The organism is Thalassobacter sp. 16PALIMAR09, assembly GCF_000765485.1.
Classification (GTDB): Bacteria; Pseudomonadota; Alphaproteobacteria; order Rhodobacterales; family Rhodobacteraceae; genus Thalassobacter; species Thalassobacter stenotrophicus.
In genome coordinates this window covers 384,721-405,268 of the sequence record NZ_JHAK01000003.1, presented here as the reverse complement: position 1 = coordinate 405,268, position 20,548 = coordinate 384,721, and the positions used below count along the sequence as shown (strand labels likewise).

The 20,548-nt window shown below is 57.6% G+C and carries 24 protein-coding genes and 1 other RNA gene; 11 read left to right on the top strand and 14 right to left on the bottom strand.

What is annotated here, in order from left to right; translation table 11 throughout:
- The 3 genes from PM04_RS09360 to PM04_RS09350 form a co-directional block, all read right to left on the bottom strand.
- On the bottom strand, window positions 1-1,095 hold the full coding sequence (locus PM04_RS09360; RefSeq protein WP_038005901.1) for a microcin C ABC transporter permease YejB: 1,095 nt from the start codon (window positions 1,093-1,095) through the stop codon (window positions 1-3).
- Window positions 1,096-2,958 (bottom strand): extracellular solute-binding protein, encoded by a 1,863-nt coding sequence (locus PM04_RS09355; RefSeq protein ID WP_052068329.1) that lies wholly within the window; start codon window positions 2,956-2,958, stop codon window positions 1,096-1,098.
- Window positions 2,959-3,155: 197 nt separating this feature from the next.
- A complete protein-coding gene (locus tag PM04_RS09350; RefSeq protein WP_038005899.1) occupies window positions 3,156-3,686 on the bottom strand; it encodes a cytochrome c family protein in 531 nt (176 codons plus the stop codon).
- A 100-nt stretch (window positions 3,687-3,786) separates the two neighbouring features.
- Between PM04_RS09350 and PM04_RS09345 the strand changes: the two genes are divergently transcribed.
- Window positions 3,787-4,626: a prephenate dehydratase gene (locus tag PM04_RS09345; protein WP_038005897.1), complete on the top strand. Its 840-nt coding sequence runs from the start codon at window positions 3,787-3,789 to the stop codon at window positions 4,624-4,626.
- Here PM04_RS09345 and PM04_RS17380 read toward each other — a convergent pair.
- Window positions 4,623-5,084 (bottom strand): hypothetical protein, encoded by a 462-nt coding sequence (locus PM04_RS17380; RefSeq protein ID WP_052068330.1) that lies wholly within the window; start codon window positions 5,082-5,084, stop codon window positions 4,623-4,625. The two genes, PM04_RS09345 and PM04_RS17380, sit on opposite strands and share 4 nt — an antisense overlap.
- A 36-nt stretch (window positions 5,085-5,120) precedes the next feature.
- Window positions 5,121-6,077: an NAD(+) diphosphatase gene (gene nudC, locus PM04_RS09335; RefSeq protein WP_038005896.1), complete on the bottom strand. Its 957-nt coding sequence runs from the start codon at window positions 6,075-6,077 to the stop codon at window positions 5,121-5,123.
- 121 nt (window positions 6,078-6,198) lie between these two features.
- On the opposite strand from nudC, the gene PM04_RS09330 reads away from it, so the two are divergent.
- The 7 genes from PM04_RS09330 (at window position 6,199) to PM04_RS09305 (ending at window position 11,485) form a co-directional block, all read left to right on the top strand.
- On the top strand, window positions 6,199-6,522 hold the full coding sequence (locus PM04_RS09330; RefSeq protein ID WP_038005895.1) for a hypothetical protein: 324 nt from the start codon (window positions 6,199-6,201) through the stop codon (window positions 6,520-6,522).
- Window positions 6,523-6,568: 46 nt separating this feature from the next.
- Window positions 6,569-6,666, top strand: an RNA gene (ffs, locus tag PM04_RS17660) — signal recognition particle sRNA small type.
- Window positions 6,667-6,801: 135 nt separating this feature from the next.
- Window positions 6,802-8,535, top strand: coding sequence for a DNA polymerase III subunit gamma/tau (locus PM04_RS09325; protein ID WP_038005893.1), 1,734 nt, complete (start codon window positions 6,802-6,804; stop codon window positions 8,533-8,535).
- A complete protein-coding gene (locus PM04_RS09320; RefSeq protein WP_152594007.1) occupies window positions 8,511-8,903 on the top strand; it encodes a hypothetical protein in 393 nt (130 codons plus the stop codon). The genes PM04_RS09325 and PM04_RS09320 overlap by 25 nt, the downstream gene beginning before the upstream one ends.
- A gap of 117 nt (window positions 8,904-9,020) precedes the next feature.
- Window positions 9,021-9,365, top strand: a complete 345-nt coding sequence (locus PM04_RS09315; RefSeq protein WP_038005890.1) for a YbaB/EbfC family nucleoid-associated protein — start codon at window positions 9,021-9,023, stop codon at window positions 9,363-9,365.
- Window positions 9,366-9,380: 15 nt separating this feature from the next.
- Entirely contained in the window at window positions 9,381-9,989 is a 609-nt protein-coding gene (gene recR / locus PM04_RS09310; protein ID WP_038005888.1) for a recombination mediator RecR, read from the top strand.
- A gap of 92 nt (window positions 9,990-10,081) precedes the next feature.
- A complete protein-coding gene (locus PM04_RS09305) occupies window positions 10,082-11,485 on the top strand; it encodes a bifunctional diguanylate cyclase/phosphodiesterase (RefSeq protein ID WP_161785695.1) in 1,404 nt (467 codons plus the stop codon).
- Here the strand turns inward: PM04_RS09305 and PM04_RS09300 are convergent, their stop codons facing one another.
- Window positions 11,486-12,115, bottom strand: coding sequence for a ribonuclease T2 (locus tag PM04_RS09300; RefSeq protein WP_038005885.1), 630 nt, complete (start codon window positions 12,113-12,115; stop codon window positions 11,486-11,488).
- Between the two features lie 128 nt (window positions 12,116-12,243).
- On the opposite strand from PM04_RS09300, the gene PM04_RS09295 reads away from it, so the two are divergent.
- On the top strand, window positions 12,244-12,990 hold the full coding sequence (locus PM04_RS09295) for a DUF1013 domain-containing protein (RefSeq protein WP_038005884.1): 747 nt from the start codon (window positions 12,244-12,246) through the stop codon (window positions 12,988-12,990).
- Window positions 12,991-13,034: 44 nt separating this feature from the next.
- On the opposite strand, the gene PM04_RS09290 is transcribed toward PM04_RS09295, so the two are convergent.
- The 4 genes from PM04_RS09290 to clpS all read right to left on the bottom strand — a co-directional run bounded on the left by PM04_RS09290 (window position 13,035) and on the right by clpS (window position 16,493).
- Window positions 13,035-14,279, bottom strand: coding sequence for a PAS domain-containing protein (locus PM04_RS09290; RefSeq protein WP_038005883.1), 1,245 nt, complete (start codon window positions 14,277-14,279; stop codon window positions 13,035-13,037).
- Window positions 14,280-14,368: 89 nt separating this feature from the next.
- Window positions 14,369-15,169, bottom strand: coding sequence for an SDR family NAD(P)-dependent oxidoreductase (locus PM04_RS09285; RefSeq protein ID WP_038005881.1), 801 nt, complete (start codon window positions 15,167-15,169; stop codon window positions 14,369-14,371).
- A 3-nt stretch (window positions 15,170-15,172) separates the two neighbouring features.
- Window positions 15,173-16,153 (bottom strand): class I SAM-dependent methyltransferase, encoded by a 981-nt coding sequence (locus PM04_RS09280; protein WP_038005879.1) that lies wholly within the window; start codon window positions 16,151-16,153, stop codon window positions 15,173-15,175.
- Between the two features lie 13 nt (window positions 16,154-16,166).
- The gene (gene clpS, locus PM04_RS09275; protein WP_038006070.1) at window positions 16,167-16,493 is read right to left on the bottom strand and encodes an ATP-dependent Clp protease adapter ClpS; all 327 of its coding nucleotides are present in this window, start codon (window positions 16,491-16,493) and stop codon (window positions 16,167-16,169) included.
- A gap of 105 nt (window positions 16,494-16,598) precedes the next feature.
- Here clpS and PM04_RS09270 point away from each other — a divergent pair, with 105 nt between their 5' ends.
- Window positions 16,599-17,309 (top strand): HAD family hydrolase, encoded by a 711-nt coding sequence (locus tag PM04_RS09270; RefSeq protein ID WP_038005878.1) that lies wholly within the window; start codon window positions 16,599-16,601, stop codon window positions 17,307-17,309.
- 322 nt (window positions 17,310-17,631) lie between these two features.
- Here PM04_RS09270 and PM04_RS09265 read toward each other — a convergent pair whose 3' ends face one another.
- Window positions 17,632-18,615 (bottom strand): NAD(P)H-quinone oxidoreductase, encoded by a 984-nt coding sequence (locus PM04_RS09265; RefSeq protein WP_038005876.1) that lies wholly within the window; start codon window positions 18,613-18,615, stop codon window positions 17,632-17,634.
- 37 nt (window positions 18,616-18,652) lie between these two features.
- Window positions 18,653-19,345, bottom strand: coding sequence for a COQ9 family protein (locus PM04_RS09260; protein ID WP_038005874.1), 693 nt, complete (start codon window positions 19,343-19,345; stop codon window positions 18,653-18,655).
- A gap of 96 nt (window positions 19,346-19,441) precedes the next feature.
- Here PM04_RS09260 and rpsU point away from each other — a divergent pair, with 96 nt between their 5' ends.
- Entirely contained in the window at window positions 19,442-19,648 is a 207-nt protein-coding gene (rpsU, locus tag PM04_RS09255; protein WP_038005873.1) for a 30S ribosomal protein S21, read from the top strand.
- A gap of 68 nt (window positions 19,649-19,716) precedes the next feature.
- On the opposite strand, the gene PM04_RS09250 is transcribed toward rpsU, so the two are convergent.
- Both PM04_RS09250 and PM04_RS09245 read right to left on the bottom strand, forming a co-directional pair.
- Window positions 19,717-20,334: a hypothetical protein gene (locus PM04_RS09250; RefSeq protein ID WP_038005871.1), complete on the bottom strand. Its 618-nt coding sequence runs from the start codon at window positions 20,332-20,334 to the stop codon at window positions 19,717-19,719.
- 4 nt (window positions 20,335-20,338) lie between these two features.
- On the bottom strand, window positions 20,339-20,476 hold the full coding sequence (locus tag PM04_RS09245; protein ID WP_038005869.1) for an aa3-type cytochrome c oxidase subunit IV: 138 nt from the start codon (window positions 20,474-20,476) through the stop codon (window positions 20,339-20,341).
- Window positions 20,477-20,548 lie beyond the last annotated feature (72 nt).

The following is a 20,548-nucleotide window of genomic DNA, read 5'->3' as shown; positions in this document are numbered from 1 at the left end:
TCAGGTCTCCCGGCTTTCGAAATCGATGCGCGGGTCGATCCAGACGTACATCAGGTCAGACAACAGCCCGACCACCAAGCCAATAAGTGTGAAGACAAACAGCGTGCCAAAGATCACCGGATAGTCACGGTTCAAGGCTGCCTCAAAACCTAGGCGCCCCAAACCGTCGAGTGAGAATATCGTCTCAATGATAAGAGACCCGCCAAAGAAAACACTGACAAACAGCGCCGGAAAACCAGAGATAATGATCAACATCGCATTGCGGAACACATGGCCATAGAGCACCGCATTTTCCGACAACCCCTTGGCCTTGGCCGTGGTCACATATTGCTTTTTGATCTCATCCAAGAATGAGTTTTTCGTCAGCAACGTCAGCGTTGCAAAAGCCGCAATAGTCGATGCCAACACCGGCAGAGCGATGTGGTGGAAGTAGTCCAAAACCTTGCGGATCGGGCCGAATGTGTCCCACTCAGCCGAGGTCAGCCCCCGCGCTGGGAACCACTGAAAATAGCTGCCGCCTGCGAACAAAACCAACAGCAAAATCGCGAACAAAAAGCCCGGGATTGCATAGGCCACGATGATGATCCCCGAGGTCCATGTATCGAAATCGGACCCGTCACGCACTGCCTTGCGGATGCCCAGCGGGATCGAAACCAAATAGGCAATCAAAGTGGACCATAGGCCCAACGTGATCGACACGGGCATCTTTTCCAGCACCAAATCCACGACTGAGATCGAGCGGAAGTAGCTCTCGCCGAAGTCGAAACGCATGTAGTTCCACATCATGTTGAGGAACCGCTCAAGCGGCGGTTTGTCGAAGCCGAATTGTGCTTCAAGCTCTTTGATAAATTCCTCTGGTAAGCCTCGCGCACCAACGTACCGTTCACTCCCGCCGGAAACGACGTTGGTCTCAACCCCCAAATCACCGCCAGAGCCAGAGATATTGGCAAAGGCGTCGCCGCCGCCTTCAAGCTGCGCCAACACCTGTTCGACAGGGCCGCCCGGCACGAACTGTACCAAGGTAAAGTTGATCACCATGATCCCCAAAAGCGTGGGGATCATCAGCAAAAGACGTCGAAAAATATAGGCGGCCACTTACAGGGCTCCCGCGTCTTTCAACTGCTGAGCGGCCTCCGCGTCGTACCACCAGAAATCCAGCAAACCGAGGTCAAGCGGTGGGAGGGGATCGGGATGCCGGTATTGATCCCAGTAAGCGACCCAATAATCGGTGGTACCCCAGCGCGGCACCCAAAAGCCATGCGCACGCAAAACGCGGTCTAGCGCGCGGGTGCGCGGCTCCAACTCATCCAGTGTTTTGGCCTCAATCACGGCATCGATCAAGCGATCCACCGCTGGATCAGACAGTGCCATAATGTTGCGCGAGCTGTTCTCAGCCGTCTCAGAGCCAAACCATTGTTTCAGCCCCAAGCTCGGCTCAAAACCTTGACCAGCCGCGATGTTGGTCAGATCCCAATCACCCGAACGGCGCAACTCGACGTATTGTGCAGTGTCGACGCGGCGCAGGCTGGCATCGATACCAACGGCACGCAGATTATCGATATAAGGGTTAATAATGCGGTCCATTTCGGCATTGAACTGGATGATGATCAGCTCCAGCGTCTCACCGCCAGCGTTGCGCAACAGGCCATCGTCACCAAGGCTCCAGCCCGCATCCTCTAGCATGCTCAGCGCTTGCCGACGGGACCGGCGATCAACGCGGTTGCTCTCGGATGTGTTAACGGGCGGCATTAACACTTCGGTTTCTAAGATTGACGCGTCCAACAAGCCCTCGGCCACAAGCGGCTCAAGCGCGGCCAACTCAGCCCCCTCGGGCGCGCCGACGGCCTCTAGGTTCGATCCCTGCCAAAACGAATGGTGCCGCTCAAACAAGTTGAAAAACAGCGCTTGGTTGGACCATTCGAAATTGAACAGCATCCGCACGGCATCACGCACACGGTTGTCTTGCCATTTCTCACGGCGGAGGTTGAACACAAAGCCAGAGCCGCCGGTGATGTTCCCACTGGGGATTGTGTCCACAGTGACGTGCCCGTCTTGGACCGCGGGAAAATCATAAGCCGTTGCCCATTCCTTGGACGAGCCGGGCGTGCGGAACGTGTATGCGCCAGTCTTAAACGCCTCAAGCGCCGCAGTCTGATCGAGGAAAGCCTCAACCCGGACAGCCTCAAAGTTGAACCGACCTTGGTTGAGCGGATGATCCGCGCCCCACCAGTCGGGATTTTTGCGATACACGACCGAGCGCCCCAGATCGACGTCGCCAATCACATAAGGCCCCGTGCCCATAAACGCCTCTTCGTCTGTGGATTCGTCCAGCCGAGCGCCTGTGCGCGCGAACCATTCCTTAGAAAACGGGTTCCACAGCCCGACCAACCCCATGCGGTCGCGCTTGGGTGCGGCTTGCGTAAATTCGAACCGGATTTGATGCGAGCCGGTCACTTCGATGTTCTCAAAAAACCCATCAATAATGGAACGGAACTCCGCGATGCCTTGGTCCAAAAACAGATCAATTGTGAATTTCACATCCTCTGCCGTCATCGGCGTGCCATCGGAAAAGGTGACGTCATCGCGCAAGTTCATCACGACCCAATCCAGACTCTCGGGATATTCGATCGTGGTGCAAAGATAGCAGTAAGAGCCGTAGGGATCATCGGCCGCGGCGATCATCAGGTTTTCGTACAGCAGGTCATCGCCAGTGCGTTCAGCCACGCCCTTGCGGGTAAAGGGGTTAAAGCTGTCGAAGGTGGCCAGCGTCGATAGGCTGATCTCCCCCCCTTTGGGCGCATCTAGGTTAACGTACGAAAACGGCTCTCCCGGCCCGTATTTTAGCGCGCCAAAGTTTGAAAACCCATGGCTGACAATCACGTCCTCTGCCGAGGCAGGCGCCATCGCGGCACACATCGCCAGTCCAAAAGCCGCCAACCCGTGTTTCGCCCGTGTCATTCGCTGCGCTCCCTGTCCTGTTTTTGTCGATCTATGCGCGCTACCGCCTCTGCAGAAGACGTCGCACGTGCTTAAAGTTCAAGACTAATTAAAGTGCGATCTGGCTCCGGGGCAAATTTGCTAACGCAAAATTGAGCACAAACACGAAAAAAGGCCGCCCCGATGGAGCGGCCTTTGCAATCTGGATTGGCAAAACCTTAGTTAAAGGTTGCCATGTAAGCGATCAGGTTCGCCTTATCTTCTACGGAGCCGCGGAAGTTATAGTTCATTTTGGTGCCGGGAGCGTATTCACGCGAGTTTGCGATGAAGTTCGCAATGTTTTCGGGGCTCCAGTCACCGCCCATGGTGGCCAGCGTTTCCGAGTAGGCGTAGCCATCAGCAACACCTTTGGGCCGGTTCACAACACCGTGCAGGTAGGGCCCTGTGCCGTTGGCACCAGCTTCAAGCTTGTGACAGGCCGAACATTGGCGCCACTGACGCTCACCCGCGCCGGCATCGGCCGTAGCATATACGTCTGCGAATGCCACTTGCACGACTTCTTCCGCAGGCGCGTCACCTGTTTCAACCGCAATGCGGTAACCTTGCACGGCTTCGTGCTTGTCGTGGCCGGCGTAGTGTTTCCCACCAACGTGGTAAAGCGTTTCAGCAGCCCATCCACCGAGCAAGAGAAAGAGCAGGGCCGCGCAAAGCGATGCACCAGCTTTTGTTATCGTCATCATATCAAACATTGAGCGTCCCTCATCGTCGTTCGGGTGTATGTATGTGGTTTTCCTAGTCTGTTTCAAGGTATAGAACCGCGACCAAACGACCAAATTAGAAAGAATCTAAATGTCTGCCCGCATTGCATTTCAGGGAGAGCTTGGCGCCTACTCTCACGAAGCCTGCCTGAAAGCCCGCCCCAACCACACCCCAGTGCCCTGCGCAACGTTTGAGGATGTGATCGCAACAGTGCGTAATGGCGATGCGGAATTGGCCATGCTTCCGGTGGAAAACACGACATATGGGCGTGTGGCTGACATGCACCGATTGTTGCCAGATTCGGGTTTACACATCGTTGATGAAGCTTTTGTGCGGGTCCGCATCTGCATGATGGCGATGCCCGGTCAGACCCTTTCACAGATTAAGGTCGCGCGAGGGCACCTGGTGATTCTGCCACAGTGTCGAAGCTTTCTGGCGGACAACGCGATCACCGCGGAACCCCACGCAGACAACGCGGGCGCAGCGGCCGACATCGCCAAAGAGGGCGAAATGGGGGCTGCTGCCCTGGCATCGGAACTGGCTGCTGAAACGTATGGGCTGGAGGTCCTTGCACGCGATATCGAAGATCAAGACACCAACACGACCCGGTTTCTAGTCATGTCACCCACGCCTGATCTGACGCATCGCGGCTCGGACCAGATGCTGACCAGCTTTGTCTTTCGGGTGCGCAACATCCCCGCCGCGCTATACAAAGCGATGGGTGGGTTCGCCACAAACGGCGTCAACATGACCAAGCTCGAAAGCTACATGGTCGGCGGCCAATTCACTGCGACACAATTCTATGCTGATATCGAAGGCCATCCTGAGGACCCCGCCGTGCAACGCGCCATGGAAGAATTGAGCTATTTCAGTTCAATGGTGAAGGTCTTGGGCACCTATCCCGCAGACCCCGACCATATCCGCCACTAACTCAGGCGTATTTCCGCCTCGGTCTCAGCCACATACTCCGCGATCCGCGCGCGGTACCGGGCCAGAATTTGGCCATGCGCCAACTTGAGCGATTGCATCATGATCCGGGCCGGAAGCGTTTTTGGCGCGCCTTGAGTTGTGACCGTCAGGCGTGTTGTGACCGCGTCGACGACTGCCAGCTCTACATCGACCGCAATATCAAAAGCCGCGCCATTGCCCCGGAACCGCATAAGCATGGGTGCCTCCAACGATGTGACGATAAAGCTAACCTCCCGAGAGGCCCCGCGAAAGGCGATCCGCGCGTCCCACTGCGTTCCCTTCTCCACCGGCCCGATTGGATTGCGCCGAATGATGCCACCCTGACCGCGAACCGTTTGTTCCAGCCGGTCAGGATCACACAAGCCGTCGAACGCCTGATAGATCGGCGCGGCGATATCTGCCTTGGCGGTGAGCTTCATTGCCGTAGCCTCATGGAGTTTGGGCGGCTTCGCCGCTTAGTCCAAAGTATCCGCAAGCCAGTTTTGTAACAAGAACTGCGCGATGGAGCCTTTGCGCGCGGGCTTGAGCGCCGGGTTCTCACCCGCGAAAGAGGCCATCATGTCCTCCTTGCTCACCCAAAGGGCATCCTCGATTTCGTCGACGTCCACCGTGATCTCATGATCCAGCGCCTCGCCCCAGCAGCCAAACATCAGCGACATGGGAAAGGGCCAAGGCTGGCTCGCAAGGTACTCAACACGGCCGACGCGCACGCCGGCTTCTTCCCACACTTCGCGGCGTACGGCAGCCTCAAGGCATTCGCCCGGATCCACAAAGCCCGCCAACAGCGAATACATCCCCTCTGGCCAACCGTGGCTGCGTCCAACCAAGACAGAATTTCCGTGCGTGATCAGCATGATTACCACGGGGTCCGTACGCGGAAAATGCATTCCGCCACAGGTGTCACACTTGCGTTGGAACCCTGCTTTGCGGGCCTGTGTCGCCCCCCCGCATTTTGAACAGAACCTATGGCTGCGGTGCCATTCCAAAATCGCCTTGGCCATCGCGGCCAACTCTGCGTCACGTGGGGTCAGGCCCGACATCACCTGCCGCAACTCCGCAAAGGCCGTGCCCTTGGGCAGATCGGGGTGGCTCTGCTCACTCGGGTCAACAAAAGCACCGATCTCAGGCTCATCCGCGCCCAAAGGCTCCCAGTCTGAGACATCGCGCGCGAACAACCCGCCCTGCGCATCCCGGCCCAAAAACACCTCTTCGGCACCTTGCATGGCAACAGGATGATCGGGCGACACCCATGCAAGCGCATCTCGCTCTGGATTCAAAAGGGGTTTGCCCCGCCACAACAGCAACATACGCGCGTCTTTGCGCAGCTTCGCCAATTCCTCGGGGGCCCGGCGAATATCCTCGGCTCGGTCCAAGCCCGAGCCACCAAAAGTCACTGTTTCCGCCAAGCGCATCGCCAATTCCCCCGTTTGGCCTCGGGATGGCACAGCCGATGGGCAGTGGCAACGGGCTTGCGCCGATGCAGCCCCCTGCCCCATCATTAGGACAACCCGTTTCGCCACAAGGAAAACCGTGATGATAAAGCTTGGCACCTATGCCCTTGTGTTGCTGACCTTGGCCGCCGCATTCACCAAACCCACGCCTGAGGCCGTGGAAGGTTTGCTAAAGGCGCGAACGTTGCAGGCCGTGCAAGACGCCGAAGTGAATCTAGCCGATATGGGGCTGGACGGCGCGATGGTGACACTGTGCAAGCTACAACCCAACGCCTGTTGGGACGTGCTGCGCGGCTTGACCGAAATCACCCACGAGGATCGGTACGTTTACGCCAAAATCGGGATTGATGGCCCCGGTGATCCGCAGGTGTGTTACGGGGCGTTTCGACAATTGATCTGCCTGTAGCTCGGGGCGGCTTGCAGAATCTTTGGGCATTGCTTAGGTGGGCGGTGAGGGGTTGGCGCGGGCAAGCGCCTCGCCAACCTGGTCAGGTCCGGAAGGAAGCAGCCACAACGAGCCCCGCTTGGGTCGATGTCCAATCCCTCACCCCAGCGCACAACGGTGCGCATCGCAGTTTCGCCGAAAAATCGGCTGAAACGACGCCATCGCACAAAATCACAAACACATACGCTGGACGCCCCACGCACGCGCCCCTATCCTGCGACCTAAGCCGAGGGAGCCACAATGTCCGATCAACCCGCCTATCAGGTGCTTGCCCGCAAGTATCGCCCTGCGACTTTCGCCGATCTGATCGGTCAGGAGGCGATGGTCCGCACCCTGCGCAACGCTTTTGAGGCGGACAGGATCGCGCAGGCCTTCATCATGACAGGTATTCGCGGCACCGGCAAAACCACCACCGCGCGGATTATTTCCAAGGGGATGAACTGCGTTGGCCCTGACGGAACGGGCGGCCCCACGACGGACCCTTGCGGGACCTGCGAACACTGCGTTGCCATTTCTGAGGGACGGCACGTCGATGTTATGGAAATGGACGCCGCATCACGCACCGGCGTCGGCGACATCCGCGAAATTATCGACAGCGTGCACTACCGCGCGGCTTCTGCTCGCTACAAAATCTACATCATCGATGAGGTTCACATGCTCTCGACCAGCGCGTTCAACGCGCTGCTCAAGACGTTGGAAGAACCCCCTGCGCACGTCAAATTCATCTTTGCCACGACCGAAATCCGTAAAGTCCCCGTCACGGTTTTGTCCCGGTGTCAGCGGTTCGACCTGCGCCGGATCGAACCCGAGGTTATGGTCGCACACCTGCGCAAGATCGCCACGGCTGAGAATGCAGAGATTGCGGACGATGCGCTGGCGTTGATCACCCGCGCCGCAGAGGGGTCTGTCCGCGATGCGATGTCCCTGCTGGATCAAGCGATCAGCCACGGCGCGGGCGAAACGACCGCGATACAGGTCCGCGCGATGCTTGGGCTGGCCGACCGTGGCCGCGTTCTGGACCTGTTTGACATGATCATGCGGGGCGATGCCGCCGCGGCGTTAACCGAACTGGCGCAGCAGTACTCGGACGGGGCGGACCCGTTGGCGGTGCTGCGCGATTTGTCGGAAATCACGCATTGGGTTTCGGTCATTCAGATTACGCCTGAAGCTGCCGAGGACCCCACAGTTTCACCAGATGAACGCGCCCGGGGCCAGTCCATGGCAGCAGGCCTGCCCATGCGCAGCCTGACCCGGATGTGGCAAATGCTGTTGAAATCACTCGAAGAAGTTTCTGCCGCGCCAAATGCGATGATGGCAGCCGAAATGGCGATCATCCGTCTGACCCACGTGGCAGACCTACCGGCACCCGACGACCTAATCCGCAAGTTGCAAAAGGACCCGCCCGCAGGCCAAGCCCCTGCGACCCGCGCCCCCAACCCACAAGGCGGCGGCCCACGCGGCCCGATGAACAGCGTCACGAATGTGGTGTCCGGCTCTGGCGCCCAAGCCGCACCCGCCGCAGCCCCCACACCGGGGCTGGAGCGGTACAACCAGTTTAGCCAAGTGGTTGAGCTGGTCCGTCAGCACCGCGATGTGAAACTATTGGTGGAAATCGAAAGCTATCTGCGGCTGGCCAATTACGCCCCCGGGCGCATTGAATTTGAGCCCACGCCAGAAGCCCCAGCCGACCTAGCTGCTCGGCTGTCTTCGCGGCTACAGGGCTGGACTGGCCAACGCTGGGCGATTTCGGTCGTGAACGCCGGCGGTGGCAAAACAATTGCCGAAGACCGCGACGCAGAAGCCGCCGCCCTAGAGGCCGAGGCCAAAGCGCATCCCATGATGGCCGCCGTTTTCGATCTATTTCCAACGGCCAAAATCCTTGAAATTCGAACCCCAGAGGCGCTGGCCGCACAAGCCCTCGCCGATGCTTTGCCGGAGGTACCCGACGAATGGGATCCGTTCGAAGAGGAGTGATCCTTGCCGCGTTTGCGGCCATACCCGCACCCGCACTCGCCGATATTTGCGCCCAAGTCCGGCCCAATTGGACCGGCTCAGAGGCCACAGCCCTAACCGAGGCCGTGGCGCTGTTTGGCACGCCACCCAGCCTTTTATTGATCGTAGCGACCGCGCTTGTGGTCCGCTTTCGCAGCCAGTGGGGCGGATTGGCGGTCGTTGTCGCGTGGGCGATGTGGACGTCTGCCGTGGCCTTGAACGGGAATGCGCAACTCGCGCAAGCCGCTATCGAGGGCTGCGTCGGGTCCCCTGCCCTGTTCCTGATCGGGGTCGCACTGATGTGTGCCGGGACAGTTTTGTATACGCTGCCAAAGTCCACCCGGCTCTAGGCGCAGCACAGCTTCGTCACTGCGACACCTTAATCTGTCTGTTTGGGCTGGCGAATGGGGGCGACGGGGGTTACCTTGTCAACCAACTTGGACACCCGGACAAAGAGGCAGTTTACGATGCTCAAAGGACTTGGTCAGCTTGGCGATATGGCCGGCATGATGAAAAAAGCGCAGGAAATGCAGACAAAAATGGCTGAGATGCAAGATAATCTCGCCAACATCACTGTGACCGGCGAAAGCGGCGCGGGCCTTGTGACAGCGACTGCCACAGCCAAAGGCGTGTTGACGGGTCTCGATATCGACCCGTCGATCTTTGACCCCAATGAAAAAGAAGTCGTCGAGGACCTGATCCTTGCCGCCATCAATGATGCGCAAACAAAAGCCGCCGCAAAGGCCGCCAGCGAAATGCAGGAACTGACCGAAGGCATGGGCTTGCCCGCGGGAATGAAGCTGCCATTCTGAGCCGCGAACCCTGATATGGCGACGGACGACCTGTCTGACCTCAACGCGCTGATCGAAATGATGGCCAAGCTCCCCGGGCTTGGTCCCCGATCTGCGCGGCGTGCTGTGCTGCATTTGATCAAAAAGCGTGACACGCAGATGCAGCCGCTGTCCCGCATGTTGACCCATGTGGCTGAGACCGCACGTGCCTGCCTAAATTGCGGCAACATCAGCACCTTAGAAGTCTGCAGCATCTGCGCCTCTGAAAAGCGCGCCAATGGTCAGATTTGCGTCGTAGAAGAAGTGTCGGATCTGTGGGCCATGGAACGCTCGGGCATGTTCGGCGGGCGCTACCACGTTTTGGGCGGCACACTGTCACCGCTCGACGATATCGGACCCGAGGCACTACGCATGCCCCGGCTCAAGGACCGGATCACAGGCGAAGCCGTGCAAGAGGTCATTCTCGCACTGAACGCCACCGTGGATGGTCAAACAACGGCGCACTACATCGCGGGTGAGCTGGCCCATACAGGCGTCGCAATGACCACCCTTGCCCAAGGCGTGCCCATCGGCGGGGAGCTCGATTATCTAGATGACGGCACCATTTCTGCCGCGCTTTCGGCCCGCAAAGAGATGCCTCGCTAAGCAGCACTGACAATTTTTTGACAACCACCGATTGTATGCGCACTATGCTCACGCATATCGTATCAAAAAAATCGTTGCTCATGTTGTTTATTATGGAATTTTGGACCCTCGTGCTGTTGGCAGCCCTTGGTGCATTAGCGTTAGTGGGCCTCGTGTACGCCATGCAACTGCGGGCACTGCTTGCGGATACGCGCACCCAAGTTGATGCGCTTAACTCGCAAAACACCGACCTTGTCGACGCGCTTGAGCGGGACGACCTGACGTCTGCATACTCCCGTAGCAAATTGTTTTCGCTCATTGAAAATGAAGGCCGGTCGGATGATGTCCACGTGTTGTGCATCGATCTCGACAATCTTGGCAGCGTGAACGACGGGCACGGGTTTGATACGAGCGACCGATTGCTCGCGGCAGTTTCCAGTGCCTTAATTGATCTGGTGGGGAACACCGGCACCGTTGCGCGCACGGGCGGCGATGAATTTTGCGTCGTCCTAAACACCCCCGATCTGAAGGAGGCGCAACTTACGGCGGTCAGAATTGGCATGGTGATCGCCAAAACGTCAGTGCCCAGCGGTGAGATTTTGGTAAGCCGCAGCGCCTCCATCGGGATTGCGCCCCTGTACCCCGATCAAAAGCTGATCAGCGCAGTAATCTTGGCCGAAGACGCGCTAGCACTGGCCAAATTGGAAGGGCGCAATCGGGTCAAGACCGCTGATGAGGAACTCCTGAAAACGCGAACAAAACGAGCGTCGAGGCCCACAATCGAAGAAATCCAAAATGGTTTGAACCGCGATGAGATGACTTATTACGTGCAACCCATTTGGGATATTCATGCTGGCAAACCCGTCGGGGTCGAGGCTTTGCTTCGTTGGGTGACACCCGAAGGCGAGGTTCACCTCCCCGAAAGCTTTGTTGATACGATGACGGATGCCCATCACCTTGATCTTAAACTCCCGCTTGAAGCCGCGAGCCGCACAGCCAACGCCTTTACCCAAGACCCCCCCGGCATGTTTTGCGCATTCAACGTGTCGAACAGCTTTCTTGAGCGCGGCAATGAGCTGGCGCCCGAATGGATCAGTGAACTGTTGAACGGCGTCCCGCCCGAGCGGATGGTGTTTGAGATTGTCGAAAGCGCCGTTATTCAAGACCCAGAGGGCGCGAAACGTATGCTTGAAGCGCTGCGTGAAGCCGGTGTTCGCGTCGCCCTAGATGACTTTGGACGCGGGTTTTCCAACCTTCAGCGCCTGCAAGAATTTCCGGTCGATATCGTCAAAATCGACCGCCATTTCATCACGGACCTCCACAATAACGCCCGCAATGCAGGGATATTGGATGGCCTGATGGAAATGTCTCGCACGCTCGAATTTGAAATCATCGCCGAGGGCGTTGAGACGGAAGCCCAGCTGGAAACCGTCCGCACCTCTGGCATCCACCTTGTGCAGGGTTACCTTTTGGGTCGGCCAGCACCCGTCGATGAATGGCTCAAAAGGCTGTCCTAACTAGCGCATCGGACTGAACAGGGCGTCATTTTGGCGACAATCGCGGATCACATCGGCCCCACATCTGCGCGGCTCAAGGTCCTTGGTCAGGCAGACACGGACCTCCTGAATGCGTCGGGCCTTGCAAGTGATCGTCACTTGATCGGCCCGCAAGGATGGGTTGGCCTGCAAAAACGCCTCCTCAACCAAACGCGCGGGCAAGGTGACCTCTCGGTCTAGATCACGCAGCATTTCAGGCCGCTGGATTGCGTCGTATGCCGCGCGTGATGCAGAAAAATACGCCTGAGGGTTCAACCCAGAACAACGCCCATGCTTTTTCCATTGATGCCACGCCAAACCAGCGGACCCCATGATATCAGCCATCCCGGCCGTCTCACTTCGGGTCGCCTCACGGTGAGGCGTACGGCAATAGCTGGGCCAGCCACGAGAATACTGGGGCCACAGCCCGTGCAAAGTGAACCCAAATCCACGCCCCTGATCGCACTGCGACGAGCCGCGCGCATCGCCTTCGAGGGCACACCACGTTGGCGTCCAACTCAGCGACAACACATAATAATCGAACACGCCAGCCTTTGGTTCATCAGCATGCACCACGCCTGCCAACATCAACAACGCCATGATCCAACGCATTTTTGCTTCCCTCCGGCCTATCTAGAGCATATATACCGCTCAAGTTCCCCAAAAAGCGAGAACCCGCGGTCGACAGATCGCCGCCCAGCCGGGCGACGGGACAGCTATGCCGTAAGGAGAGACACGAGATGAACAAACCGATCATGGCAAAAGCCACTGCCGTTTGGCTGGTGGACAACACCACGCTCAGCTTCAAGCAGATTGGCGATTTTTGCGGCCTACACGAGCTGGAAGTACAAGGCATTGCGGACGGCGATGTGGCCACCGGGGTCAAAGGGTTTGACCCGGTCACGAACAACCAGTTGACCCAAGATGAAATCGACGCGGCTGAAAAAGATCCGACGCAGAAGCTAAAGCTCAAGTTCAATCCCGCCGCTGTGGGTGAGGAAAAACGCCGTGGGCCCCGCTATACGCCGCTGTCAAAGCGTCAGGATCGCCCCGCATCCATCCTATGGCTGGTAAAATTCCACCCCGAACTTAGCGACGGCCAAATCTCGAAGCTGGTTGGGACGACAAAGCCAACCATCCAAGCCATCCGAGAGCGGACCCACTGGAACATCCAAGGTATTCAACCGATTGATCCGGTTGCTCTGGGGCTATGCAAACAGTCCGAGCTTGATGCAGCCGTTCAAAAGGCCGCCAAAAAGCTCGCCGCTGAGGGCAGCATCATGTCCGATGATGAGCGTCGCAAACTGGTTTCCACCGAGCAAAGCCTTGAGATGGACAGCGAGCCAAAGATCCCCGCTGCTATTTCCGGCCTAGAAACCTTTACGCTCTCTGATGATCCGCGTGAGGACGAAGGTCCTGAGCTTGATGCCGACAGCCTGTTCAACCTGCCGGAAGCGAGTGCAGACGAAGACGACGAACAGCCATAAAGCGCTGTTCTATTGATTGTATTAACGGTTAAACGCCGCGCGGTTCATCCTGCGCGGCGTTTTTGCGTGCCCGCATCCACACCGCGCGCACTTGCGATTTCATGCTCAAGCGCATCACGCAGAATGTTGCTATCGTCCTGAATGGATGCCAACTCCTTGCGCGTCCGCTCCTGAAAGCCGTCGAGTTGACGCATAATGTCGTCAATACCGCCGCCCTGTTGACCGATACGTGCACTTTCGATTTGGCCAATGATACTGGTCACCGAAAGCCCCGAGAGCGTCCGCGTCAACCGTTTGCACGTGTTGTGAAATTGCGTGATCTCTTCAACCATGTGTTGAAGCCCACTTTGCAGGTAACGTTCCTCTAACTCCGACAGGAACTTACCCTCTGCCTCAATCACGGCAGTGTCATCGCCAGCCTCAAAGATATCAATCACTTCGTTCTGGATTTGATTGGCGCATGTCACAAACAATCCATTGTGAATCTCAGCCGCAACCGTATCGGCGCGCGCTACAAATGTGGCAATTCCGTTCCGAATTTCTTCAATCATATCACTAAAACTCTGTGAAATTACGCTGAGCGGAAGCGCCTGTTGGCCCATCTGCGCCGCGACGACCCCCATGTTAATTGGCGATGTCTTTATGTTGGCAAACCCCGCAACGATTTTGGTGCTAGAGGCTTCAATCCGGCTTAGCGCATCCAACATATTGCGATAGCGCGTCATCGCAGGATTATCTGTGCGCGTCATGAAGGTGTTTCGCGCCTCAACCTCCTTGGACAAGGCATGGGCCATAAACGTCGGGTAATCCCTAAAGCCAAGTGCTTTGATTTCCTCCAAGAACAGTGCAGCGCTGGCCTGTGGTTCTAGCTTTTCAGCGTTTTCCTTGGCGCGTATACGCTCGTAAACCTCAATTACTTTGGGCTTCAACTCGCTCAACGGCTTTAGCCGCACGGAAAGGTACCCGCCTGAAATCGGTGTGATAATTGCAAATACCCAATAGGGCTGCCCATTCTTCGCACGATTTTTAATGTATGCCCCAATCGGCGTTCCCGCTTTCAAAGCCTCCCAAAGGATCCAGAAAACGGCACGCGGCATGTCGGGATGTCGTACGATTTTATGCGGTGCGCCGGACATCTCCTCCCACGGATAATGACTGGTGCGCAGAAACACGTCGTTGCCGAACAATACGACCCCGCGTTCATCCGTTCGTGAAAAGAACAGCTCATGCGGCTCAAAGGTGACTTCTTCCTCACGGGTACCGGAGGATTGGGGCGTGGCGTTTGACATGATCGACGACTCGAATGAGGGGCACGCCACATGCCTAGCGGACAAAACCTCTCAATCGGTTAACGGCAGCAGAAGCGCGCCAAATACGATCAGTGCGCCGCGCCATCCACGGGGTCAAGAAGCGTGCGCCCCCCATCCACTGTCAGGATTTGCCCCGTCATAAAGCCTGCCCCGTCACTGGCCAAAAACTGAGCAGCATCAGCAACTTCACTTGGCTTTGCGATACGTCCCATCGGCGTGCCTGCACAGATAGCGGGGCGTAGATCGCTGTCTTCTTTCAACGACGATTTCAACGATGCGGACATCACCGAACCAAACGCTACAGCATTCACGCGGATGCGCCGAGGCGCGAGCGCAACGGCTAGCGACCGCGTCGCTTGATCAAGCGCGGCTTGCGAGATCGAGTAGCCCAGCAAATCCGCCTGCGTCCGACGCGCGGCAATAGAGCTGATGTTGATGATCGAACCAATAATCCCTTCATCCCGCCCATCGTTTTCTGCCTGCGTTATCATACGCTTGGCCACCGCTTGGCTGAGCCTAAGGGACGTCATTAGGTTCTGCTCAAGCAAGGCCATCACAGTGCCGTCTTCTGGGTCTAGCGGGTCCGTTTTATCTACCTGCCGGGAGGCGTTGACCAAGATATCCACCTGATCAAATGCATCCACCGTTGCCGACAAAAGGTTGGCTACCGTTAACCTTTCGCGTAGATCCCCGGCGAAAAATTTCATGTTCTCAGAGCTGTCGCCGATCTGTTCAGCCAGACCTGCTTCATCGCGATCCGCGCACATCACTTTGGCGCCGCGTTCCTCAAAATGCCGCGCAATGGCCAGACCGACGCCGTTGGCCGCACCTGTCACGATTGCCGTCTTGCCACTGATGCTCAGCGCCATAATCTACCTCTTTACCGGTCTTTTGGCCGAAATCACCTTATAACCGCCCGTCTCGGCCAAGACCACAACCTCAGTAAAAGCGGTACGCAGCGTCGTCTCGTATGGCAGGTGGCGGTTTGCCACCATAAGGAACTGGCCCCGTGGCGCGATCAACCGCGCCGCCTGGGAGATAAAGGCCTGCCCCAGCGCGGGCACGGTGTCCCGGCCAATGTGAAACGGCGGATTCGAAATGACCGTCTCGTAACGGCCCGTCCAATCCCGCGCATCAGCCCAATGAAAAGCTGCACGCGCGTCCGTAACATTATCGCGGGCGCAGGCAAGCGCGGTCCAGTCAGCCTCGACCAAATCAATGCTGGTGACGGCGGGACAGTGCGCCAACACCTCTGCGGACAAATACCCCCAACCCGCGCCCAGATCACAAACTGTGCCCTTTAGCGGTGGCAAAGCCGCGACTAATGCGCGTGAACCGGGGTCGATCCCATCAGCCGAAAATACGCCCGCCCGGGTGCTGTAGCCATCGACCGTCTGCGGCGCGGCGGCCCAACCGTCGGGGGCCTGCCCTGGGTTGGGGAAAGCAAAGACTTTGCCATGTGCCTTACTGAACGCAGGCCCCACCTCGGCCATTTGACGGCACAGCTTCAACACCGATTCGATGCCGGCTTCCTTAGGGCCGTCCACGATAATAGTTGCCCCCTTCGGCGTAACCGCACAGGCGCTGGCAATCAGGTCGAGAGTTTCTGCCTTGGATTTCGACACGCACACCACCGCCGCGACGGCCTGCTCATCGGGAGCGTCCGTAGCAGTTATAATTTTGCGCGCCTTAAGCGCCTGATGATCGGGGAAAAATCCCTGAACCGCCGTGATCCGCGCGGGATCGACGGGACCAAAATCAAACGCCCCATCAGGATGGAACACAACAACGGGGCCCGCGTCAGGCAGGTCAACATGCCCGCTCAGGAGCGCCAAGGCGAAACGAGATTTCATAAGATACGGGGGCCTAGTCTTCTTTTTCCATGGTGCACTGCAAAGGGTGCTGATTGCGGCGGGCAAAATCCATTACCTGCGCGACTTTTGTCTCTGCAATCTCATGGCTGAAAACGCCTACAACGGCCATGCCCTTCTTGTGCACGGTCAGCATAATTTCCACGGCTTGCGCATGGCCGATCTGAAAAAAGCGTTCCAAGACGTGCACGACGAATTCCATCGGCGTGTAATCGTCGTTCAAAAGCAATACCTTGTACATCGGCGGCTTAGCCGTCTTGGGCTTTGTGTCGGTGATGACGGAGGTATCGCCATCGTTTTCCGAAGGCGTGTCGGACATCATGATGGTCTGGGTCAACAAGGGACACCTCTTGAGCATACGGTAAACTGCGGCTAGCCCCGTAATATAAGAGCATGTGCGCCCCTGAAAAGGGGCAGTAAGGAGAGAATGGCACGGAAAGTCTTAACAGTTGGTTTAGATGCCGATGACACGCTGTGGCATAACGAAACTTTCTTTAAGCTCACTGAGGCGCGTTTTCGGGATTTGCTCGGCGATTATGCCGAGGCCGACCACCTCGCGGAGCGCCTGCTAGAGGCCGAAAAACGCAACATTCACCACTATGGGTTCGGCATCAAAGGCTTTGTGCTATCGATGATCGAAACCGCCATTGAGGTAACGGATAAACGCGTTCCCGCCCATGTAATTTCGCAAATTCTTGAAGCGGGCCAAGACATGCTCGCCCACCCTGTTGACCTACTGGACGGGGTGCAGGACGCTGTAGAAACGCTAGCCCAGAACCACCAATTGATCCTGATCACCAAGGGCGATTTGCTTGATCAGGAACGTAAGATTGCGGCCTCTGGCATTGATCACCTATTCACCGCTGTTGAAGTCGTTTCCGACAAAAACACGACCACATATGCACGGATATTCTCGCAACACGGCGCAGGGCCCGAGACGGCATTGATGGCGGGTAACTCAATGAAATCAGACGTTCTTCCCATGATTGAGGCTGGCGGGCATGGTGTCTTCATTCCCTTCGCCGAGGCGTGGGCGCTAGAACATGCGGAGGCCCCCGAAGCCCACCCGCGTTATCACACACTAGGGGCTTTGGCGGATTTGCCAAACCTCATCCAAGACCTGCAAGACGACAGTTAACTCAGCGATGATTATATGGGGCGGGCCGGAGCGATCACGCCAAACCCCATGGCGGTCATTTAGACACTCAGATCGCCTGTCGATAATGGCTCGCCCAACCGGCGCGACACAGCCCCCTACAGCGACACATACAACGCTGAGCAAAGCTTGAAACGTTCTAGGCAGAACGACGAACACCAAACCAAATTTTCGTTCGTCGCGCCACCACCCGAGCCAAACACCATCACCCCAAACACCGGCAGACAAACCGCATGTGCCCTGCGGCGACCCGCCGCAGGCATCATCGCGACTTATCTACCTGAAAAGCTGAACCTAAGTCGTTTCACCCAACCTTAAGAACGATTTTCCCGATATGCTCCGATGCTTCCATCCGCGCATGAGCCGCAGCCGCCTCTGCCAGTGGGAATTCCGAATCCATCACCGGCTTGATCCGACCCGATGCGTAAAGCGGCCAGACATGCGCCAACAGATCGGCTGCGATCTTTGCCTTAGCTCCGTCGCTTTGGGGGCGCAGGGTTGAGCCGGTGATCGTTAGTCGCCGCATCATCACTTGCGCGAAATTCAGCGCGACCTTCGAGCCTTGCAAGAAGGCAATCTGCACCAAACGCCCGTCGTTCTTGAGCGCACGGACATTGCGCGGCACGTAGTCCCCGCCGACCATATCAAGGATCAAATCCGCGCCACCCTCGGCCTTGAGAACCTCAACAAAATCAGCATCGCGGTAGTTGATCGCACGCTCTGCCCCAAGGTCCAGACAGGCAGCACACTTCGCATCAGACCCCGCAGTCGTGAACACACGAGCACCCATCGCAGAGGCCAACTGGATGGCCGTCGTACCGATGCCCGATGACCCACCATGGACCAAAAACACCTCACCCGCTTGCAGCCCGCCGCGCGTCATAACGTTGGAGTAAACCGTAAATGCCGTCTCACACAGGGCCGCGGCTTGATCCATTGGCATATCGCCCGGAATGGGCAGCGCGTGGTCTTGGCGGGTCAGCGCGTATTCCGCATAGCCCCCGCCCGGCAGCAACGCAGTCACGCGATCGCCGACTGACCATTTGGACACATTGGGACCAACAGCCGCGACTGTGCCTGCGGCTTCTAGCCCCGGCAAATCACTGGCCCCCGGTGGAGGGTTATAAAGGCCCGCACGCTGCAACGCATCGGGACGGTTCACGCCTGCGTAAGCAACCTTGATCAAGATTTCGCCCGCACCCGGAACCGGCACATCCCGTGTGGCCGACCTTAGGACCTCAGGCCCACCGGGCTGAGTGATTTCAACAACTTGCATTTGTTCTGCCATAGGGGCCTCCGTCGTTGCCCCTTGGTAGCAGCCGCCTTCACGAAGCGGAAGGGTCGCGCCATTGGCCCGGAAGGTCTGAGCGGGACAGCTTGGAGGGAGCTTTCACCTTGCCCAGCGCCCACAGCGGCCCAGCAAAGACCTTTGCAAACATCGGGTTGTTGAGCATGGCACCCTTAACCTTTTCGAACTGCATCACATTGTCGATGCGGCGATCCAAAAAGTCCCAAGTGGCGGCATGATCTTCACTCTCATCCCCGAGCCAGAACAATACGGTCGATCCATACACTGCCGACAGAATCGAACGCTTTGTGTACCAATTGTAATCCTCAGACATATCGCCGAGTGTGTCCCAGATGGCGTCACAAGTACCCCAAACCGCCTTCGCCCCATCCGCTGCATAAAGCGGCAGCGCAAACAGCGTGGTGCCCCGGCGCACAGCCTCTTTGTGCGGCTCCGCCAGTTCCAGCCGCAGGCGCACCGCATGTGCCACCCGGTCCCGGAACCGCATGTCATAAAGATCCCGCGTTTTGAGTGCGGCAACCATCTGGGCATCACCGCGTTTGTGAAACGCCAACGCCAAATCAACGGCCCCACGCGGGAACGCAGCCTTGGCGGCTGCGGGCACTGCGCCGCTGTCTTCCATCGCCGCCTCAAACGTCGCCTGCGACCACCCGTCAAACGCGACGTGGGGCAAAGCGGCATCAATCATCTTGTCGGTCAGGTTGGTCATTCGCGATCCTCCATTACTGGACATGTAGCCAGGACGTTGTTATAGGCCAGCTTCCTGCTTTTTATAACTCTAACTTAGGAAGGTGGTGACAACCACATGCAGGTCAGTGTTCGCGACAACAATGTCGATCAGGCGCTTCGTGCCCTGAAAAAGAAGCTGCAGCGCGAGGGTGTGTTTCGGGAAATGAAGCTCAAGCAACATTTCGAGAAGCCCTCCGAGAAAAAAGCGCGCGAGAAGGCAGAAGCAATTCGCCGGTCCCGTAAGCTCGCTCGGAAAAAAGCGCAACGCGAAGGGATGCTCTGAGCATTTCGTCGATTGTCATAGAGAACCCCCGGTGCCTTCAGGCTCGGGGGTTTTTCTTTGCCCGGGCTTTAGCCAGCTGCTGCGGCCTTGGCCGCCTGCTGGGCGCGGTACCGCAAAACATCTGAATTCGAATCGGGGCTGTCGTCAAAGATCTTCCGCTCCGATACGCCGGGCAATTTGGCGAAATCTTCCATGACTTGCACCGGAAAGTAGGACGGAGACATTTGCGGCAGGCCAAGTGCCTGCAAAATACGGCTGGTGGTAATGGCGCAGGTCGCGTTACCCGCGGCCCCGTTGGCCTTGACCAATGCCAGTGCTTGGTCAGCCACTTCGGGGCTTACCTCGACCTCTTGCAGCACCACATGAAACGTCTCACGGGCGTGGTAGTCGAGGTAAAAGTCATAAACCGTCGGGTTCATACCAAAGAGCACGTCATTGCGCTCTGGTACTGTGGGGTGCCACCATGTGCCGGCGGGATCCCACAACACACGCTCAGATCCGTTAACCAACAGGGCCGAGTGTCCGCCATTGCCAGATCTGTTGTTGATGGCTGTGATCAACGTCAGCGACGTCGGCCCGTCATGCGTATAACGGGCCTGTGTCACCGCGCTGTCATCCGCCCACTTCGGCTCAGCCGTGCAGGCGCTTAGCGCGCAAAGGGCGGCAATAACTGCCAGCCAGCGCATTGGCTTAGCGCGCGAAAAGCGCGAGAAAAATCAGAACTGCGATGATTGCGACAACAGTCCACTTTGTGAATGTCACAAAGCCTTCGAATGTCTTTTCATGCACTTCGGTGTTCATGCTGCCGTGCTTGTGCTCTTCTGCCATTGGTCGTCTCCCAGATTAAGCTTCTGTCCGTTGCGCCGTCGTTAGCCGATTGCGCGGCCCCTGTCACGGGGG

Bases quoted from the DNA above. Each gene is read 5' to 3' on its own strand.
- clpS (WP_038006070.1), bottom strand. From the start codon at position 16,493: ATGATGTCCGACACGCCTTCGGAAAACGATGGCGATACCTCCGTCATC.
- rpsU (WP_038005873.1), top strand. From the start codon at position 19,442: ATGCAGGTCAGTGTTCGCGACAACAATGTCGATCAGGCGCTTCGTGCC.
- PM04_RS09250 (WP_038005871.1), bottom strand. From the start codon at position 20,334: ATGCGCTGGCTGGCAGTTATTGCCGCCCTTTGCGCGCTAAGCGCCTGC.
- nudC (WP_038005896.1), bottom strand. From the start codon at position 6,077: ATGCGCTTGGCGGAAACAGTGACTTTTGGTGGCTCGGGCTTGGACCGA.
- PM04_RS09345 (WP_038005897.1), top strand. From the start codon at position 3,787: ATGTCTGCCCGCATTGCATTTCAGGGAGAGCTTGGCGCCTACTCTCAC.
- PM04_RS09325 (WP_038005893.1), top strand. From the start codon at position 6,802: ATGTCCGATCAACCCGCCTATCAGGTGCTTGCCCGCAAGTATCGCCCT.
- PM04_RS09280 (WP_038005879.1), bottom strand. From the start codon at position 16,153: ATGAAATCTCGTTTCGCCTTGGCGCTCCTGAGCGGGCATGTTGACCTG.
- PM04_RS09355 (WP_052068329.1), bottom strand. From the start codon at position 2,958: ATGACACGGGCGAAACACGGGTTGGCGGCTTTTGGACTGGCGATGTGT.
- PM04_RS09270 (WP_038005878.1), top strand. From the start codon at position 16,599: ATGGCACGGAAAGTCTTAACAGTTGGTTTAGATGCCGATGACACGCTG.
- PM04_RS09305 (WP_161785695.1), top strand. From the start codon at position 10,082: ATGGAATTTTGGACCCTCGTGCTGTTGGCAGCCCTTGGTGCATTAGCG.
- PM04_RS09265 (WP_038005876.1), bottom strand. From the start codon at position 18,615: ATGGCAGAACAAATGCAAGTTGTTGAAATCACTCAGCCCGGTGGGCCT.
- PM04_RS17380 (WP_052068330.1), bottom strand. From the start codon at position 5,084: ATGAAGCTCACCGCCAAGGCAGATATCGCCGCGCCGATCTATCAGGCG.
- PM04_RS09295 (WP_038005884.1), top strand. From the start codon at position 12,244: ATGAACAAACCGATCATGGCAAAAGCCACTGCCGTTTGGCTGGTGGAC.
- PM04_RS09285 (WP_038005881.1), bottom strand. From the start codon at position 15,169: ATGGCGCTGAGCATCAGTGGCAAGACGGCAATCGTGACAGGTGCGGCC.
- PM04_RS09290 (WP_038005883.1), bottom strand. From the start codon at position 14,279: ATGTCAAACGCCACGCCCCAATCCTCCGGTACCCGTGAGGAAGAAGTC.
- recR (WP_038005888.1), top strand. From the start codon at position 9,381: ATGGCGACGGACGACCTGTCTGACCTCAACGCGCTGATCGAAATGATG.
- PM04_RS09300 (WP_038005885.1), bottom strand. From the start codon at position 12,115: ATGCGTTGGATCATGGCGTTGTTGATGTTGGCAGGCGTGGTGCATGCT.
- PM04_RS09245 (WP_038005869.1), bottom strand. From the start codon at position 20,476: ATGGCAGAAGAGCACAAGCACGGCAGCATGAACACCGAAGTGCATGAA.
- PM04_RS09350 (WP_038005899.1), bottom strand. From the start codon at position 3,686: ATGTTTGATATGATGACGATAACAAAAGCTGGTGCATCGCTTTGCGCG.
- PM04_RS09315 (WP_038005890.1), top strand. From the start codon at position 9,021: ATGCTCAAAGGACTTGGTCAGCTTGGCGATATGGCCGGCATGATGAAA.
- PM04_RS09330 (WP_038005895.1), top strand. From the start codon at position 6,199: ATGATAAAGCTTGGCACCTATGCCCTTGTGTTGCTGACCTTGGCCGCC.
- PM04_RS09320 (WP_152594007.1), top strand. From the start codon at position 8,511: ATGGGATCCGTTCGAAGAGGAGTGATCCTTGCCGCGTTTGCGGCCATA.
- PM04_RS09260 (WP_038005874.1), bottom strand. From the start codon at position 19,345: ATGACCAACCTGACCGACAAGATGATTGATGCCGCTTTGCCCCACGTC.